Source organism: Bacillus sp. IT-79MI2 (genome assembly GCF_949768135.1).
In the GTDB taxonomy this organism is placed as follows: domain Bacteria; phylum Bacillota; class Bacilli; order Bacillales; family Bacillaceae_G; genus Bacillus_A; species Bacillus_A pseudomycoides.
In genome coordinates this window covers 250,063-266,704 of sequence record NZ_CATKPV010000062.1, presented here as the reverse complement: position 1 = coordinate 266,704, position 16,642 = coordinate 250,063, and the positions used below count along the sequence as shown (strand labels likewise).

The window sequence follows — 16,642 nt, the reverse complement described above, 5'->3', positions numbered from 1 at the left end:
ATTTTATAATAATAACGGGCATCTAACCCGACCTCACACCATGCTTTTGACAACAAGCGCGTCTAAGGTAAAGCTTACTCTACCCACAGCATAGCCGAGTGTCTCCATTGATATTGGTTAGGAGGCATCACCAAATGTTTATACTTAAAAGAGACCCAGTATTTTCTTACGTCGCACCTGTTCTGGTTCTTCTGGGTAAATTACCTTCCCACTTATTAGTGAATATGTATTTTCTTTGAAACAATAAAGTGTAGAGCTCCCAAATGACTTCTCTATTACCTCATATGCTGCTTGTAAGTGAAATGAGCGCGTTGTTGTGTTATGGGCATCTGATGATATGACATGTGCTAAATGGTGTTCAATGAGTTGTAACGAAAATTTCTTGATTTTCTTTCCGAACTTTCCTGTTACACTCCCCGCAGTAATTTGCGTGAGTGCGCCTTGATTTACGAACTTATACAATACCCCGGGGCGTTCGATGATTTCCGTATTTCGCTCTGGATGTACAATGATCGGCGTGATTCCTTTTATACGCAATTCATATAACATTTTTTCTGCATAGCGCGGGACATGATTTGCTGGGAATTCAATTAATATGTATTTATCCGTACGATTCAATGTAACAATTTTACCCAATTCGTAGTCTTCTAACAATTCTCCATATAACCTGATTTCTTGACCAGGTAAAATGGTTAAATTAATGTCTTCTTCTTTCAATCTATCATTTAACTGCTTTACCTGATGAAGAATGCCTTCTGCTGGATTAATATAAACACCATTTTGATGATGCGGAGTGGCAACGATTGTATGAATACCTTCTTTACATGCTGCCTTTGCCATCGCGATACTATCTTCGATTGATTGTGCCCCATCATCGATACTAGGCAAAATGTGACAATGTAAATCAATCATTCCCTTACACCCCTTCTCTATCTATTCTTCATTTACTCTTCACATTGTGAATATAAGAGGAAAAGAAGATGTCTCCTCTTTCCTCTCATCTATTTAGTTAGAACTGTAATAATAATACTCAGATCCTGTTTGTTCTTTATCATTTAGAATAACGCCAAGTAATATACCCTTTGCGCCATCAAGTGCTTGTTTTGCTTTAATCGCCGTATCCTTTTCTGTTACGCCACTTCGGACAACTAGTACAGAAGCATCACATTGATTTGCCATGACTTGCGCATCAGTAACTGGTAAAATCGGAGATGTATCAAAGATAACGAGATCATACATGCCATATGCTCCTGAAAGTAAATCTTTCATCGAGTTCGACCCCAACAATTCCGCTGGGTTTGGTGGGATTGGCCCGCATGGCAGGAAGTTTAAATTTCTAATGTTTGTATTTTCCACACATGTCTCAAGTGTTTTACTACGTGTTAATACACTTGTTAAGCCAAAAACATTCTCAACTTGTAACATTTGATGTAATGCAGGCTTACGTAAATCCGCATCAATGAGTAATACTTTTTTACCTTGCTGTGCAAAGACTATTGCAATGTTAGCAGCTGTGGTTGTCTTTCCTTCACTTGAATTAGCGGATGTAACGATAAGAGAACGAATTTTTTTATCAACGGATGCAAATTCAATATTTGTTCGTACATTTCGATATTGTTCCGAAATAGATGATTTCGGTTGTTCATATGCAATAAGCTGACGACGTGCGCGTGATGCTTTTTTCTTAAGAACCAATTGTATGCCCTCCTACTCTCTTTGCCCTTGACCGACTGCTGCTTTTCACATTATCTTCTATATGAGAAATCACTCCAAGAACTGGTAGACCTAGAAATTTTTCGATATCTTCTTCTTTTTTGAATGTGTTATCTAAATATTCTAGTAAGAATGTAAGTCCGACAGAAGCCATTAAGCCAACGACAAATGCAATAGCTACATTTAACATCTTATTAGGCCTAATTGGAGATTGCCCTTCCGCCACTTCTGCTTTTGATAGGATTGTTACATTATCTACACTCATAATTTTTGCAATTTTACTTTTGAATACTTCCGCTGTTGTATTTGCGATATCACGAGCTAATTTTGCATCTTTGTCTTGTACTGTAACCGCAATAACTTGCGAATCTTTCTCATTAGCTACGTTAATTTTGTTATTTAATGCTCCAGTTGACATATTCAGTTTCAACTTTTCTTTCACTTGATCTAAAATAACTGGGCTTTTCACAATAACTTTATATGTATTTGTTAATTGAAGACTTGTTTGTACTTCCCCAGGTTGGAAAACACCCTCTTGTTTCTTTTGGTTAACAAGAATTTGCGTTGAAGTTTGGTAAATCGGCGTTATAAAGTAGAAACTTACGATTGCGCTTGCAAGAGCTGCCCCAGTCGTAATTGCGATGATCATAACTAAACGTTTTCTTAAAATAGTAAATAGTTCTTTCAAACTTATTGTTTCTTCCATGCCTTCCTCCAGCCTTCAATAATTTGTCATAAATTCCTTTATAAATAAATAAAATGTCAGATTTGCGGCTGACAATAAGAATCTAGTATCTAGTCCTAATCATGTTTGGTCCTAGACAACTATTTAATATATTACATAACTCACATTAGTATAGCAATAATGGTTGAGAAATTCATTTAATAAATTGACAAATATTATAGTGATAAATTTGACAAATTTAGATATCCTTTGTCGGGTATGGGTTTACCTTTACCATATATTGATAACATGTAAATATAGTTAGTATTATTAGTGAATATATTATAAATTCACCTGTATATTTATAATAACCCGTTAAAAAAACTTTCCATTATAAATTTTTATTCTATTTTTCAACAGCGTTTTTAGACGCTAAGTTGAGAAAGTTTTCCCGAAAATCCCTTATGTTTTTTAATCAAACGTTTGTTTAAATAAAGAGAACCTACCTATCAACAAATTCTCTTACTTTTCTTTTATTAAAAAGGAGGTGAATGAAAAGTTTATTTTCATTCACCTCCCAACTTATCATATCTTTATTCTTTCTTATCACCAAGCGCGAATGTAACCTCAGCTTCACAAGCAATTTCACCGTTTACAGTTGCGACTGCTTTTCCTTTACCAATTGGTCCACGTACACGTGTCATTTCCACTTCTAAACGAAGTTGGTCACCCGGACGTACTTGACGCTTGAAGCGGCAGTTATCAATACCAGCGAAGAATGCGAGGCGTCCACGATTCTCCTCTTTTTTTAATACCGCAACAGCACCCACCTGCGCTAATGCTTCTACAATTAGAACACCTGGCATCACAGGATAATCTGGAAAGTGTCCATTAAAGTATTCCTCATTTGCCGTTACATTTTTAATCCCAACCGCACGCTTTCCTTCTTCTACTTCTAGAATTTGATCGACTAGTAGAAATGGATAACGATGTGGAATAATTTCTTTAATCTGTTGAATATCTAGCATATCATTCTCTCCTTATATACCAAATTGGTCATACCACCAACACACTGTCCTTATTATCCCATTCTCTATTGTTTTTGTCACGAAAAACAAGAAATGCTTTCTACCCAAAATATCTATTAGGACTATTCATACAAAAAAGATACACCCTTTTCCCTTCGCTAATCGGTATAACAAAATAATAGCAATTAACACGGAGGTTGGAAAAAAGGTGTATATCAAAGTTAGGGAAAGGCAATATACATTATTTGCCTCATGTGTCGTATTCATAGCTCATTATAAAGGACAAAAATAAGAAAGAAAAATTTAATATTTACTGTTTTTTACCATCATAGCCTTAATTTTCTACAAATTTCTACAAATTTCTTCATTTTTCTTATATTATCTTAAATAGTATATCTAGAAATTAAGATTCGCAATCCAGAACACTATGCTTTATAAAAAAATAAATCTTTGCGGATTAGCCTTTAATAAAAATCCTATAAAATATTATCACAACTACACTAATAAACCTTTATATACAAAAATAGAAAAGACCCCTAGTCCTAAAGACGAGGGGTCTCGCTGCTTGTTGTTATATGGTATAAATAAAATCAGGTTCCAAATTAAATTATAACACGGATATTTATACATGTATATAGATGGTATATTAATAAGTCACAAAAAGTATTTCTAATTTTTTTACTGGTCACACAATTAAATTAAGCTCATATTTCCATAAAAAGACCAGTACACAAATACCAATTATCCCCCAAACCATAAATAATCGAATTGTGTTACCGGCCGAAAGAAATAAAGGCAATGTATTCCTTAAATTTATAAAAAACAATTATAACAAGCCATATTTAAATGTTTACTTTGGCCTGTTGTCCAAGTAGGCTACTAAACAAACCACTTTCATCTTTCGCCAGTTGTGTGAAACTACCATGTTGAATAATTTGTCCTTGATCCATTACAATAACCTGATCAGCTTTACTTATAGTAGATAGTCTATGTGCAATGACAATAATTGTCATACTTCCTTTTAGTCTTTCCAGCGCCTCTTGTATTTTCGCTTCATTTTCAGCATCTAGAGCACTTGTTGCCTCATCCAGTACTAAAATAGAAGGCTTTCGAAGTATCGCTCTAGCCAGAACAAGACGTTGTCGTTCTCCTCCTGAAAGCTTGACTCCCCTATCGCCAATCATTGTATCCAATCCTTGCGAGAGCCTGCTAACAAAATCAGCGGAAGCAGAAAATTTCAACGCTTCCCAAAGTTGTTCCTCACTTGCATTTGGCTCAACCATTCTCAAATTGTCTCTTATACTGGCATTAAATAAAAATGGATCTTGAGGAACATAGCTAATGGATTTCCTCAATGATAATAGGCTCTTACTTGTTAAAGGCTTGTTATCTATTAATAATTGACCGCTCTCCGGCTGCATAAGTCCCATTACGATATCAATTAATGTACTTTTTCCAGCACCGGAACGCCCCGAGATAGCTGTCATACAATTTGCAGGGATGCGCAAATTAATATCTTTGAGCGAATACACAGCATTTTCTTTATTGTAGCGGAAAGAGATATTCTGACACTCAATAGATTGTTCTACCTGAATAGGATTTATACCATTATAATCCTGCTCTATATCTTGCAATTCTATACTTTTCTTACACTCTTCCTGTAATTGCAGCAAATCTTTAAAAGCGGGAAGATTCGCTGCAATTTGTTCCATGTTTGATTGTATACCTGCAAATCGTGGCCACAAACGAGAAAATATAAGAATAATTAATAATAATTGCTCAGTTTTCGTCTGAAACAGCTTAACAGATAGAAAGATAAGACTAGCAATGAAAACAGCTGATGCAATTTTATAAAAGAGTTGAGAATTATTTCTCACCTTAATATATGCAAACTGTTCACGTTCCACATCTTCCACCCAATTACGTAACCACATATAACGAGATCGTTCTAGTGTATTACTCTTAATATCCTTAATTCCATTAAAATGATCAGTTATACCTGCAAGATACGCTTTTGAATTCTCTGAGGTTCGACCACCTAATCTTTTTGATTTTTTAATAAATCTTCGTGAAAGAAAGGCAAGTACCACAGCGCAACATAGTACAAAAATTGTTATATCTGTCGCTAACCAAAAAGCAAAACCAATCTGTATAAATGTAAACATTAAAGAAGTGAGCAACTGTAAAAATAAATTAGTGCCTGCGCTAACGCGCCCTAATTCCGTTGTCAAAGAATTGATAAGATCTGATTTTCTCTTTTTCACAAAAAAACTCCAGTTGGCCTGCAACAATCCACGATAAATTTCCAATCTCAAATGATTAATAAAACGTATCTGGATTTTCGCATTACGAACTGTTATATTCCTTTGCAAAAGCGCTTGTCCCACGACCAATATAATATATATTCCTAATACAAGTGGTAATCCTAAATTAGTTGGAAACTCACCTAGGAATCCAAGAACCCCTGAAAGAGGGCTTGCCTGTTCATTCATCTTCGCAATACCGCTAATACTTATCATAGGAATTAATAATAAAATGCCGATTCCTTCTACAAGACTGACCAATACCATTCCCATGAGATTAACAATGAGAATGTTTCCAGTAAAAGAGTATAACCGCTTTGTAAAATATAAAATATTTCTCATTTTCACTTCTCCTTACGGTACCTCATTTCCCTCCAAATCCATAAAATCGGCCGCAAAGGGAAATATAAAACATGCAGTTGTTTTGGCAGTGGTAAAGTTTCCACATCCTGAGGATAAGGATACAACCAACTAAGATGAAACAGTAGCTTTTGAGAGCTTGTCTTTAACAAATATAAATATCGCTCATGATATTTTGAAACTTCTTCTGGAACGGGATCTGTATGCAAGTTAATCATATTTTCCAAGTAATATATAGCAAGCTGTGCTAATTGCGTTACCCTTCTCCCTGACATTAATACTTTTGCCTCTTCTTCTATTATAAGAGTATCTAAAAGCTCAGAAGATAAAATAAGCGCCTGACCTACCAGCTGCTTACATCCATATCTTTTCAACAGAACAGTAAGTTCTTTCCAATCTATTTCTTGCCTTACCATACGGTCAATATCTGTTAACCATCGAAGCCTGGACCAACCATGCCTAGTCCCATGAGTCACAAGAAACATAAACAAATCCTCTCTACCTAAAAAATAGACAGGATAATTTGTAACAGGACTCGTCCTCTTTCGCCCCCATAACTCATCGAAGCGTGGTTCCTTTCCCGGTCCTGGGTGTAGTCGCCAATGAATCTCCAATTTCACCTTACTTATCGGATGCATGTAAGTTGTATGGTGGCGTCTCCACTTCCATTCATTCATAACCGTCGGAAAATCATCCTCTTTGACATAACCATTCTTTACAAGTAATTCGTTCACTTTTCCAAGATCATCTATAGGAACAAGGGCATCCAGATCCCCTGATGTTCGAAGGGAAACATCTCCATATAGGTCTGCGCCAAGAATAGGGCCCTTCAAAAATAGAAGTCGAAGTTGGTTTTCAGCAAATAATTTACTTACCTTTCCCATTTCCCCACTTAAATGAAGCATATGGAATGTATTCCTTTTAAAATATGTACTTAATACTTGCATAACATTTGATGGAACTAACTGTTTATCAATAGATTTCATTTTTGGATAAATGAACGCGTACATACGATGATGCAGCGCCAGTTTCAAAAATTTGTTCCAATCAATATTTATGAACCAGTCTCCCGGGATTTCTTGTATCTCTTTATCTTCTTTCTTTATAATTTCAAGTAACAATTTTAGTTCTTTAGGTAAATGACTCAAATCAAGATTACAACCGGTATACATCTCATTCTCCTTCAAGATTTTTTTACCCTATCCTTTTTGCAAATTTACCAACAACAGTAAACCTCTTCATTTCTTCTACGCCAGTAATATAAAAGGGCCCGCTACGTAACCACGCATGGGCAATCATATTTCCTGTCTCATCTTTCGCGGTCCCTAAGTAAAGGGTGCTTTCAATCTGTCGCTTCTCCAACATTTTCATTGCAGCGATAGCTTTAACGAGACACTGGCTTTCCCAAAATGTATAACGGCTCATCATATGCACTGCTTGAGAAATTTTCCTTAACGTAATCTTTTCCGATTCATCATGGCTTAAAGACGTTTCTGCCATATGAATTCCTAATATAGGAGCAGCTTTAGAAAACGGTATACTTTTAAGAATACGAGCCCAGCCTAAATAAAAGAAAGCTTCTATAAGTAATAATTTTGTTCCCATATCGAACGACAAGAAAGCTTTGGCTTTATTTATGATATTCATCGATCCTACTCCTAATCTATTAAATCTGGAACGTTCAATTAAAGATCAAAGTTTTTCATCAACCGAGATTAACCCTTCTGCATACAAATGATTTAAGAAAGAGAGTACTTGTTCCTTACATTCTGCCTCTTCAATCATATATCGAGACAATAATATATCAATCACTTGATTGACAGATATTAATTCATTAATTAAACTCCAAATTTCACCACCTATACCTCCTAAGTTATAGTATTTCCCATTATGGATGCTCATCATCACTTTCTCCCCATCCATATCGCTCACTACATTTTCCTGACCTTGTACAACAAAACTGTGTAATGAAATTGTTTGTTTACTACTCATTATTTTTCCTCCTCTTTTAAAGACTCTAGAATTTTGGATACTAAATCATGTGCCGTAAACTTTGAAATAGGACGTCTCAATTGAAACATATCTATTTTGTTTACGATACTTGTAGAATGCATAAAATGCCATTCCATCATCCCCAATCGTGGGATTAATGAATTCCTATATGTATGACGCAGCAATGTACGTAGTCTCTCTAGTCCTTCAATCTGCTGAAGTTCAACATCCCCGTTTTCTACTTTCACTAATTCGAATACACCTGCCAATGGTAATGGTTCCTCGAAAAAGTTAGCTGTAACAGGGACCGCATATTTAGTTTCCCTTTCAAATAATGGTTGATAATGCGCTGTCTCCATTCCGAACTGATCAAGACTCTCTTTCCATAACTTTTGTTGCGGGTAAGATGGTGTAACAAAAGGAGTATTATCCTCAGAAAGAGACACAGCAATTACATCATCGCTTAAAAGCTGATAGCCTTTGCTTAAAAGGGCTGATGCAAGAGTTGATTTTCCAGCTCCCGATCTTCCTACAAAAGCATACGCCTTTCCATTGATGGCTATTGCACTTCCATGCAGAGGGAGTATTTTTCTCTGCATCAACAATGCCCCCATACAAGTCCCAAGAATATAAAGCCGAATCTTATCTTGATCGGACCCTTCCATAGGTGAAACAATAATTTTTTCTCCATTTTGAATACAAAACGTAGCAGTTTCGGGGATTTGAAACATAATTAATTCTTCTTCAACTACAAATACTGACTTCGGAGAAGATAACTCTCCCCATAATTGGGACAAATCTGCAGTTTCTATTTTTACGTCTACTTCATTTTCGTAATTACTTACTTGAGGCAATTCCGGCAGGGGAATCTCACTTAATAGGGCTAATCCGAAGGCTTTGTAAATCTCTTTCTTTACAGTATGTATCATCTTTCTCACTCCAAATAGTTGAAAAATTGATTAAAAAAAACCCTTATACCGTAATTAAACTATATAAGGGCTGTAAAGCATATAAATCTCATTTAAATATTAGTGCATTAGCTGTGGTGAAGTGCGCCTTGCTCATCCTCATCTTCAAAAACTTGGTCAACAAGTCTCTTTCCAGGTCCAGCCATTGTCATGTTGATATCAAGCACTTCTAATACTGGTGATTGCCATTCTTGTTTCATAATTTCACCCCCTTTCAAATATATTTTTTGATAAATCGATAGACAATAAGACTACGCATTAAAATTCTAAAATCCGGATCAAACACGTATTCTACTTGTGGTTCTCCTTGAATTTTCAAAATCGCACTCTTAATAATCTCTATATTAAAAAAGTTAGAGGCCACTGGGTCTTTACTAAGCTGCTGAAGTTCCTCGATAAACATTTTCCATGAAGGAATCATGCGATGAACCACATCAGCTGCCTGTATTCCCCGCACACGTTGATTTAATCTTACTTTGTCAGGAAGAAATCCTTTTGTGGACCTCCGGACAAGTGCACGATTTAGGCCATTTTGAACAAATTGTTCGAGTGGTAACGATAAACAGAATCGAATTACCCGTAAGTCATTCGTTGGATCATGCCCTTGTAAACCATAGCGCAAGGAGAGCTTTGTTCCACTTGTACCCGTTGTATTCCACAAGTTTAGCTGTTCAAAATGTTTCTGCCTTATTTCATATATATTTGGGATAGAAGCCCCTGTTACTTTCACACCATGTTCTTCAAGCTTTCTAAATACATCAGTACGTTTTGCAAGTTCTGAATTAACTAGCGTTGGCAGTTCGTATTGCTGTTCCGAGGAAAACATGTTGTTTATCGATGGAAATGCTTTCTTCCCTACAACTTTCAGTATTCTCGATTTTTTGACCCCAACGTTCTTACCATACAAATCAATTTCACGATAAAGTTGCAACCAGTTGAAGTTTTTAAGTAAAATCGCATAATAATCTAAAGCTGGCCCCCAAGAGATTGTGAAATTTCCTCTCGCTCCATTTAAGAGCACCCCAATCCCTTGTTGTTGGGCTTTTTCATAAATTCCTTTCACCCAGACGGAATTTTCGAAAAATTTATATGGCATCTCCATAATCTCAAGCCAATCATCAATTTCTGAGAAAGAATTTTCTCCCGGAAAATTCAAATAATTCCCTTCAATATTCCCTACATGTTGTACTGTAGTTTGAATAAATGGCTTTTCATCAGCAATCGTATGACCACGAGTCCAATCAGTAAACCCTTCTGCAGGTACTGAGCTGAATGTATATAATTTTTTGTTCTCTTTTTGCAGGGCTCTCGCAGCAAAGCTAGCAACAGCACCTGAATCTAATCCCCCACTTAAATGAGAACCAACATTACGATGAGTACGTAACCTTGATGTTACTGCACTTTCAAATACGTCCCTGAACGCCTCTTCATAATCTTCATTTGATTTGAGTTGCAACTGCTCCTCTACAAATAGTGTGTCGTATTTCGCAATACTAACTCTTCCCTTAACTACGGAGATAGTATGAGAAGGGGGGACTTGCTCTATATTTTTATGCACTGTTGAAAATGCATCTATTGTATCAAGCATATTAGGTATTGCTAAATATTCAGCTAACCATTGCTCATTCAATTCCTTCCCGACGTACGGTAAAGAAAACAGCGGTTGTATGCTAGTACAAAAAGCAAATTGATTTTGATTGCGGTAAAAGTAAAAAGTCCGACTTCCTGAAAAATCACGTGCACCAAAAAGTAATTGCTTTCTCTCATCCCAAATCATAAAAGCAAAATCACCAATTAGATACTTTGGTACATGCTCTCCCCACTTTTGATAAGCGAGTAAAATCAACTTACTATCAGGCATCTCTCTTCTATGTACCTTTTCTACTTGCAATCTATCGAATAATTCATTGCGATTATCAATAATAGCATCAGCAGTTATAACCAATTGTGTTTCATAATCATAGTAAGGTAATTGTTCATTAATAGATTCAGATGTTATCCATTTTGCATGGGAGCCCAAAAAAATATTTTCCTTGTGCCATATATCGGTATTGTCACCTGGATAACGAGATAAATCCTTCATGATTCCAATCCTATGTTCAGGTGGTATCGGTTCTCCATTTAAATGATAAATTCCGGTTATTGCACTCATTTTTTTCCTCCCACTACGAGACAATTAAGGGAAAACCCGATGGATAAGCCAATTACCAGATATATCAAAAAAATGTTATTAATATACCAGAAAAACCTTTCCTCAAACTACCTCGTTTACGCATAACAAATTTTAAAGCCCGATTTTATAGCCTTAAATTTATTTTCAGTTGAAGTGTTCAAGCTTCCAGGTTACCTATCCTATTGTAAACCCTTGCATTTTAATTTTCTCAAAAAAAGAACAAAGGTTTGATTTTCTTAATTCGAATCAAAATATTACCATCTGAATTTTATATGAATAAAAATTCTTGAATTTAATATACCAATAAAACGTTTATATTCTTTATAAAGAATATAAAATCAGATTACCATTTCACTATTGTATTGTCAAGCATCTATATACTCAAAAAAATGAATATTTATGTATCTTTTTTAGCAACTGTAAGAACAAATAATACAGTAAAACTTTAATCAGTAGGAGGTTCTACATACCTACTGAATATTGATCTCATCAATCGAGCTTTTACGAGCATTCCATCCATCTTCTTAATGTTCACAAATAGCAGGATAAACATTATATCTTACAAATACACAGGAGAATTTTCATCTTTTTATATTTTAAAAATTTCTGTGCTATGATATTTTATATAATTTATTATTAACCTACTAATTAAAGTTGATTTTTCACGTGTTATGTTCTCTATTACTTTATTCTCCTGCTTCTTTAATCGAAACAGGAGAATAACCTTTTTATATGTATACCATTTTTACAAAGGGGGTGATATAATATGCGTTTACCACTAATAATGCTAGCAAAAAATATAATTCGCATTTACCACAAGATTATGTACGCTTACTATTTCACTCTTTATAGGGATTGCTGTGATTTTCATTCAAAAAAAATTTTTTTCCGTAAAATGAAATTTCACAAAAACGGCACTGAATGAGATATTAAATCCTCCTAGTTCATTAATGCCTTTCTTAATTAAAGCTCTTTCTATTTTTTATCTTTACATGCCAGCGCTTACCGTCAATATATTCTTAATACATGTAATAACTCTTGTCTGATCTTTTTCTGTCATACCTGATCCAGATGGAAGACATAGACCGGTTTCAAATAGTTTTCTAGCAATATCTTCACGTTCACTATGAGAATAATAAGTTATTCCCTCAAATAGCGGTTGCATATGAAGAGGTTTCCAAACAGGACGCGCCTCAATGTTTTCATTTTCCAGTTGTTTCAGTAATGTCTGAATCGATACTCCTGTTTTTTCTTCATCTACAGTAAGAACTGTAAGCCATCGGTTTGAATAAGTATCCTCTAACTCAGGCATAAACTGTATACCTGGGATGTGAGATAATTCTTGATAATATCTATCGAATATTCGTCTTCTTGCATGTACTCTCTCTTGTAAGACCTGCAGCTGCGCTCTACCTACACCCGCTAAAATATTACTCATACGATAATTATATCCAACCTCACTATGTTGGTAGTGTGGAGCCGGATCTCTTGCTTGAGTAGCTAAAAATCTTGCTTTTCTCAATGCTTCGACATCATTCGAAACAAGCATACCTCCGCCCGAGGTTGTAATGATTTTATTTCCATTGAATGAATAAACACCGAATTTTCCGAATGTTCCACTCGCTTTACCTTTGTAGGAAGAACCAAGTGATTCCGCTGCATCCTCCACTACTGGAACATTATATGTATTACATAACGAAAGAATCTCATCCATTTTAGCGCTTTGTCCATATAGATTCACAACAATTACTGCTTTCGGAAGTACCCCTTTCTCTTTTGCATCACGTAATGCACATTCTAAAGCCTGCGGTGACATATTCCATGTTTCAGGCTCTGAATCAATAAATACTGGTGTAGCCCCTAAATATAAAATTGGATTTGCGCTCGCTACAAAGGTAAGACTTGAACAAAACACTGTATCTCCATCTCTTACATCCAATAAGCGAAGTGCCAAATGGATAGCAGAGGTTCCTGAACTAACTGCAGCCGCATCAAGAACTCCAACATGGGATGAAAGTTCACTTTCAAACGCATCTACATTTGGACCAAGTGGAGCAATCCAATTCATATCAAATGCTTCCCCTATATATTTTTGTTCATTACCGCTCATATGTGGAGCGGAGAGATAGATTCTTGTTTTTTCCTGCGAATATGTCACTTTAAACACTCTCCTATAATTCTTTTTTTATTACCCTAGCCGGAATACCCACTGCTGTACAATTCGCTACAATATCACATATGACTGTTGCTCCCGCACCGATAATAGACCAATCTCCAATTGTGAGATTTTGAATCACATTAGCTCCTGCTCCTACATGTACCCCTGTCCCTACAATAACAGATCCAGTCAATACAGCATTAGGAGAAATATGCGCAAAATCTTTTACCTTATTGTCATGTTCAACAATAGCGCCTGTATTGACAATAACGTGATTCCCAATCTCAACATCTGCATTAATAATTGCACCGGGCATCACAACCGTACCAGCTCCAATCTTTGCACTTAAACTAACAATAGATTGTTTATGTATAAGCGTTGCATAGCGATGACTGGGAATCTCTAACTGCTCCATAATTATCTTTCTTGTTCTGTTATTCCCTATAGCTATCACGAACTTTGTATCTACATGCTCATCCATTAACTTTACAGCTGCAGAAATAGGTCCAAAATAAATGCCATCCTCAACTTTTAACTCTTTATACACATCATCTAATTGCGCAATGATTTCATAATTTCCATATGATAGGATAATATCTCGGATTACTTTACTATGGCCACCTGCCCCAATCATAATTATTCGCATCCATCTCACCTCCTCAAGAATTCTTTGTACCATTAAATTTTTCCACAGTTACATGCCCAACCTGATTGATTCCTTCTGACTTAAATACTTTCTTTGCCGTTAACAACAAAATTTTCATATCAAGCCAAAAAGTCCTATTATCGACATACCACACATCAAAATCAAATTTCTCTTCCCATGAAATTGCATTTCTTCCATTCACTTGAGCCCATCCTGTAATTCCTGGTCTTACCATATGCCGCCTAGATTGTTCTTCTGTATATAACTCTAAATATTCCATTAATAGTGGTCTGGGACCTACTAAACTTAAATCTCCTTTTATAACATTGAATAACTGTGGCAACTCATCCAAACTACACTTTCTAAGAAATCCCCCAAACTTAGTAAGCCTTACATCATCAGGCAACAGATTGCCGTTGCTATCTTTCTCATCAGTCATAGATCTAAACTTGTAAAGAGAAAAAGACGCACCATGTAATCCCGGGCGTTGCTGCTTAAATATGATGGGGGAACCTAACTTACATCTAACTAATACGGCTACTATACTAATAGGAACTAACAGTAACACCAATAATGATAAAGAAACGAATAAATCAAAAAATCTTTTCATAAATAATTATACTCCAATCGAAAATTTTTTGGAGAGTTCCCCACAGAGCAGGATTCTAATCTTCTAATTGTTTTTTAGTAATTCTCCCCAATTTAATCCTACCCTTAGTTTCATATACATAACATGAAAGTCATTTGCAGTGTATATTCTTCTATAAATTTTTTCACTCAGCATGTTATAGATACAATCCTTCGTTTCCTAAAGTATCGGACGCCTAAGCCCATAATAAAACCGCTATATTTTTATACAAAGATAGCGGTTTATTATTTCTACATTCAGTTAATGATAGTATTATCTATTAATCTAGCATTTGTACTTGTGCCAATAGATACATCATTGAATACATATTTGGCCGTAGTCATCACCTTCTCCCTAACCAGTCAGTATGAACTAAGAAAGGCTTCATTCCATAGTCTATAGTTCACAGGGCTTTCTCTAAAACGTATGGTAATAGAATTTAACAATAGCTTAGTTAAAATTAATAAGAAATTTTCTTGTTTAAATTGAATTTTTTTAATAACTTTTGTGAAATCCCTCTAATAATCCCAAATAAATATTTAAACTCTGTTGTTTTATGAAAAATCAATATATAAATCACATTAGGAACTATGATACAAATCATTCCCTTTAACAATAATTCCAAGAAATTGCCTGATAACGTGAAATTGCTCAAAAAACTTGTAATAAAATACGTTCCTATACCTATCGCTGCGTAGTAGGAGTATTTCAAGAAATAATCCATTACAGACCTATTAAATACATTTTTGTATACTAAATAAGGAGTAATCCAGAAAGGAACAACAAGCACACTTACAAGTGTACCAATAAAGACACCTATTATTCCCATATACTTAACTAATACAATAGAAATTACTAAATTAACAGCAGCTTGAACCAAAGGCGCATATCTATCCTCATGAAAAACACCCGCTGTAGTTTTTACAGTCGTTATGGAATTCCTCATGCCCCTTTCATAAAAAATAATTATTAATACAAGCAACACACTTTTGCTCATAAGATACTCTGTTCCAATCCATAAAGTGATAAAAGGTTCTATTGTAATGCATAAAAGTATAGAGAAGAATGAGTATAGCCAAAAATTTAAAAGCATATAGACTTTATACACACTATAAACTTTCTCTACGCTTTCCTCCGCTACTAAATTCCCTACACTATGATATGTATTATTAAAGATTTGATAAGTAAAGTTTCTACAAATATCTATTAACATATTATAATTAGAATATAACCCGACTGCCGCCACACTGATAAATGAAGATATAATAATGTTATCAGTACCCAATACTAAATAATTCCCTATGTTTTGTAGTACAATTGCTTTCACATTCTTAACAATTTTCTCTTTAGTTTCAGCATCTAATACACCCGAAACTTTCTCTTTTAAAAATGGATACATCCTGTTGACTATAATTGCCAAAACAATGCTAGTAGCGACTGTTATCACACTATCAATAACTAAGTATAGAATATAATTTTTTGTAAAATGAAGTATTCCAATCTTGAGACAAGCAGATGCAATTGAAGATATAGAATATATTCCTGTTACAATATAACCCTTTTGCGAAACACTTAAGAATGAATTCTTATGCATGTACAAATAAGGTACCACTGTATTGAATAGAAAAATAAGATAGATCCAATGGATATTTTCGACATTCGAATCTTTAATGAAATAACCAAGAAATGGCATCAAGGACAATCCAAGTAACAAGACAATTAAGGCGATTACCATATATGCTTTCCGATACAATCTCATAAGTACGTTAATCTTTTCTTGATCGTTCTCTGCAACCGGCTTATAAAGACTATACATTATACTAGCACCTATCCCTGCCTCAGCTAAAGAAAGCATGGATAATATATTAGTAAGGAATCCATTTATACCTAGATATTCAATACCTAAACTATTGATAAATACAGTTCGTGAAATGAAGCTTAAAGATGTAACAATGATTTGGTTTCCGATCCCAGCAGATATATTAATTATGGAGTTTTTTATCCTCATT

General features: G+C 35.0%; 15 protein-coding genes. All 15 read right to left on the bottom strand.

Features of this window, described 5'->3' with window-relative positions; genetic code table 11:
- Positions 1-144 precede the first annotated feature (144 nt).
- The 15 genes from ACM6HU_RS14965 to ACM6HU_RS14895 all read right to left on the bottom strand — a co-directional run bounded on the left by ACM6HU_RS14965 (position 145) and on the right by ACM6HU_RS14895 (position 16,641).
- Positions 145-912 carry a tyrosine-protein phosphatase gene (locus ACM6HU_RS14965; RefSeq protein ID WP_088093751.1) on the bottom strand — a complete coding sequence of 256 codons (768 nt, stop codon included), beginning with the start codon at positions 910-912 and terminating at the stop codon, positions 145-147.
- A 93-nt stretch (positions 913-1,005) separates the two neighbouring features.
- A complete protein-coding gene (locus tag ACM6HU_RS14960) occupies positions 1,006-1,695 on the bottom strand; it encodes a CpsD/CapB family tyrosine-protein kinase (RefSeq protein ID WP_016131125.1) in 690 nt (229 codons plus the stop codon).
- Complete coding sequence (locus ACM6HU_RS14955; protein WP_088093750.1) at positions 1,685-2,419, bottom strand: YveK family protein; 735 nt, start codon at positions 2,417-2,419, stop codon at positions 1,685-1,687. Before ACM6HU_RS14955 ends, ACM6HU_RS14960 begins: the two co-directional genes overlap by 11 nt.
- A 551-nt stretch (positions 2,420-2,970) precedes the next feature.
- Positions 2,971-3,405, bottom strand: a complete 435-nt coding sequence (gene fabZ / locus ACM6HU_RS14950) for a 3-hydroxyacyl-ACP dehydratase FabZ (protein ID WP_003202177.1) — start codon at positions 3,403-3,405, stop codon at positions 2,971-2,973.
- An 842-nt stretch (positions 3,406-4,247) separates the two neighbouring features.
- Complete coding sequence (locus ACM6HU_RS14945; RefSeq protein ID WP_016112622.1) at positions 4,248-6,050, bottom strand: ABC transporter ATP-binding protein; 1,803 nt, start codon at positions 6,048-6,050, stop codon at positions 4,248-4,250.
- Between the two features lie 2 nt (positions 6,051-6,052).
- Positions 6,053-7,240 (bottom strand): nucleotidyltransferase family protein, encoded by a 1,188-nt coding sequence (locus ACM6HU_RS14940; RefSeq protein WP_016132427.1) that lies wholly within the window; start codon positions 7,238-7,240, stop codon positions 6,053-6,055.
- Positions 7,241-7,262: 22 nt separating this feature from the next.
- On the bottom strand, positions 7,263-7,715 hold the full coding sequence (locus tag ACM6HU_RS14935) for a lasso peptide biosynthesis B2 protein (RefSeq protein ID WP_088093749.1): 453 nt from the start codon (positions 7,713-7,715) through the stop codon (positions 7,263-7,265).
- A gap of 45 nt (positions 7,716-7,760) precedes the next feature.
- The gene (locus ACM6HU_RS14930; protein WP_000095761.1) at positions 7,761-8,060 is read right to left on the bottom strand and encodes a lasso peptide biosynthesis PqqD family chaperone; all 300 of its coding nucleotides are present in this window, start codon (positions 8,058-8,060) and stop codon (positions 7,761-7,763) included.
- A complete protein-coding gene (locus ACM6HU_RS14925) occupies positions 8,060-8,989 on the bottom strand; it encodes an aldolase (protein WP_088093748.1) in 930 nt (309 codons plus the stop codon). The genes ACM6HU_RS14930 and ACM6HU_RS14925 overlap by 1 nt, the downstream gene beginning before the upstream one ends.
- 107 nt (positions 8,990-9,096) lie before the next feature.
- The gene (locus tag ACM6HU_RS14920) at positions 9,097-9,228 is read right to left on the bottom strand and encodes a paeninodin family lasso peptide (RefSeq protein ID WP_000808480.1); all 132 of its coding nucleotides are present in this window, start codon (positions 9,226-9,228) and stop codon (positions 9,097-9,099) included.
- A gap of 14 nt (positions 9,229-9,242) precedes the next feature.
- Positions 9,243-11,180 (bottom strand): lasso peptide isopeptide bond-forming cyclase, encoded by a 1,938-nt coding sequence (locus tag ACM6HU_RS14915; RefSeq protein WP_016112626.1) that lies wholly within the window; start codon positions 11,178-11,180, stop codon positions 9,243-9,245.
- A 1,009-nt stretch (positions 11,181-12,189) separates the two neighbouring features.
- The gene (locus tag ACM6HU_RS14910) at positions 12,190-13,359 is read right to left on the bottom strand and encodes a DegT/DnrJ/EryC1/StrS family aminotransferase (protein WP_016112627.1); all 1,170 of its coding nucleotides are present in this window, start codon (positions 13,357-13,359) and stop codon (positions 12,190-12,192) included.
- 13 nt (positions 13,360-13,372) lie between these two features.
- Entirely contained in the window at positions 13,373-14,005 is a 633-nt protein-coding gene (locus ACM6HU_RS14905) for an acetyltransferase (RefSeq protein WP_088093747.1), read from the bottom strand.
- A 13-nt stretch (positions 14,006-14,018) separates the two neighbouring features.
- A complete protein-coding gene (locus ACM6HU_RS14900) occupies positions 14,019-14,615 on the bottom strand; it encodes a sugar transferase (protein ID WP_016112629.1) in 597 nt (198 codons plus the stop codon).
- A gap of 478 nt (positions 14,616-15,093) precedes the next feature.
- Positions 15,094-16,641: a lipopolysaccharide biosynthesis protein gene (locus ACM6HU_RS14895; protein WP_016112630.1), complete on the bottom strand. Its 1,548-nt coding sequence runs from the start codon at positions 16,639-16,641 to the stop codon at positions 15,094-15,096.
- Between the last annotated feature and the right edge of the window lies 1 nt (position 16,642).

Bases quoted from the DNA above. Each gene is read 5' to 3' on its own strand.
- ACM6HU_RS14935 (WP_088093749.1), bottom strand. From the start codon at position 7,715: ATGAATATCATAAATAAAGCCAAAGCTTTCTTGTCGTTCGATATGGGA.
- ACM6HU_RS14900 (WP_016112629.1), bottom strand. From the start codon at position 14,615: ATGAAAAGATTTTTTGATTTATTCGTTTCTTTATCATTATTGGTGTTA.
- ACM6HU_RS14965 (WP_088093751.1), bottom strand. From the start codon at position 912: ATGATTGATTTACATTGTCACATTTTGCCTAGTATCGATGATGGGGCA.
- ACM6HU_RS14905 (WP_088093747.1), bottom strand. From the start codon at position 14,005: ATGCGAATAATTATGATTGGGGCAGGTGGCCATAGTAAAGTAATCCGA.
- ACM6HU_RS14895 (WP_016112630.1), bottom strand. From the start codon at position 16,641: ATGAGGATAAAAAACTCCATAATTAATATATCTGCTGGGATCGGAAAC.
- ACM6HU_RS14925 (WP_088093748.1), bottom strand. From the start codon at position 8,989: ATGATACATACTGTAAAGAAAGAGATTTACAAAGCCTTCGGATTAGCC.
- fabZ (WP_003202177.1), bottom strand. From the start codon at position 3,405: ATGCTAGATATTCAACAGATTAAAGAAATTATTCCACATCGTTATCCA.
- ACM6HU_RS14920 (WP_000808480.1), bottom strand. From the start codon at position 9,228: ATGAAACAAGAATGGCAATCACCAGTATTAGAAGTGCTTGATATCAAC.
- ACM6HU_RS14945 (WP_016112622.1), bottom strand. From the start codon at position 6,050: ATGAGAAATATTTTATATTTTACAAAGCGGTTATACTCTTTTACTGGA.
- ACM6HU_RS14955 (WP_088093750.1), bottom strand. From the start codon at position 2,419: ATGGAAGAAACAATAAGTTTGAAAGAACTATTTACTATTTTAAGAAAA.
- ACM6HU_RS14930 (WP_000095761.1), bottom strand. From the start codon at position 8,060: ATGAGTAGTAAACAAACAATTTCATTACACAGTTTTGTTGTACAAGGT.
- ACM6HU_RS14940 (WP_016132427.1), bottom strand. From the start codon at position 7,240: ATGTATACCGGTTGTAATCTTGATTTGAGTCATTTACCTAAAGAACTA.
- ACM6HU_RS14915 (WP_016112626.1), bottom strand. From the start codon at position 11,180: ATGAGTGCAATAACCGGAATTTATCATTTAAATGGAGAACCGATACCA.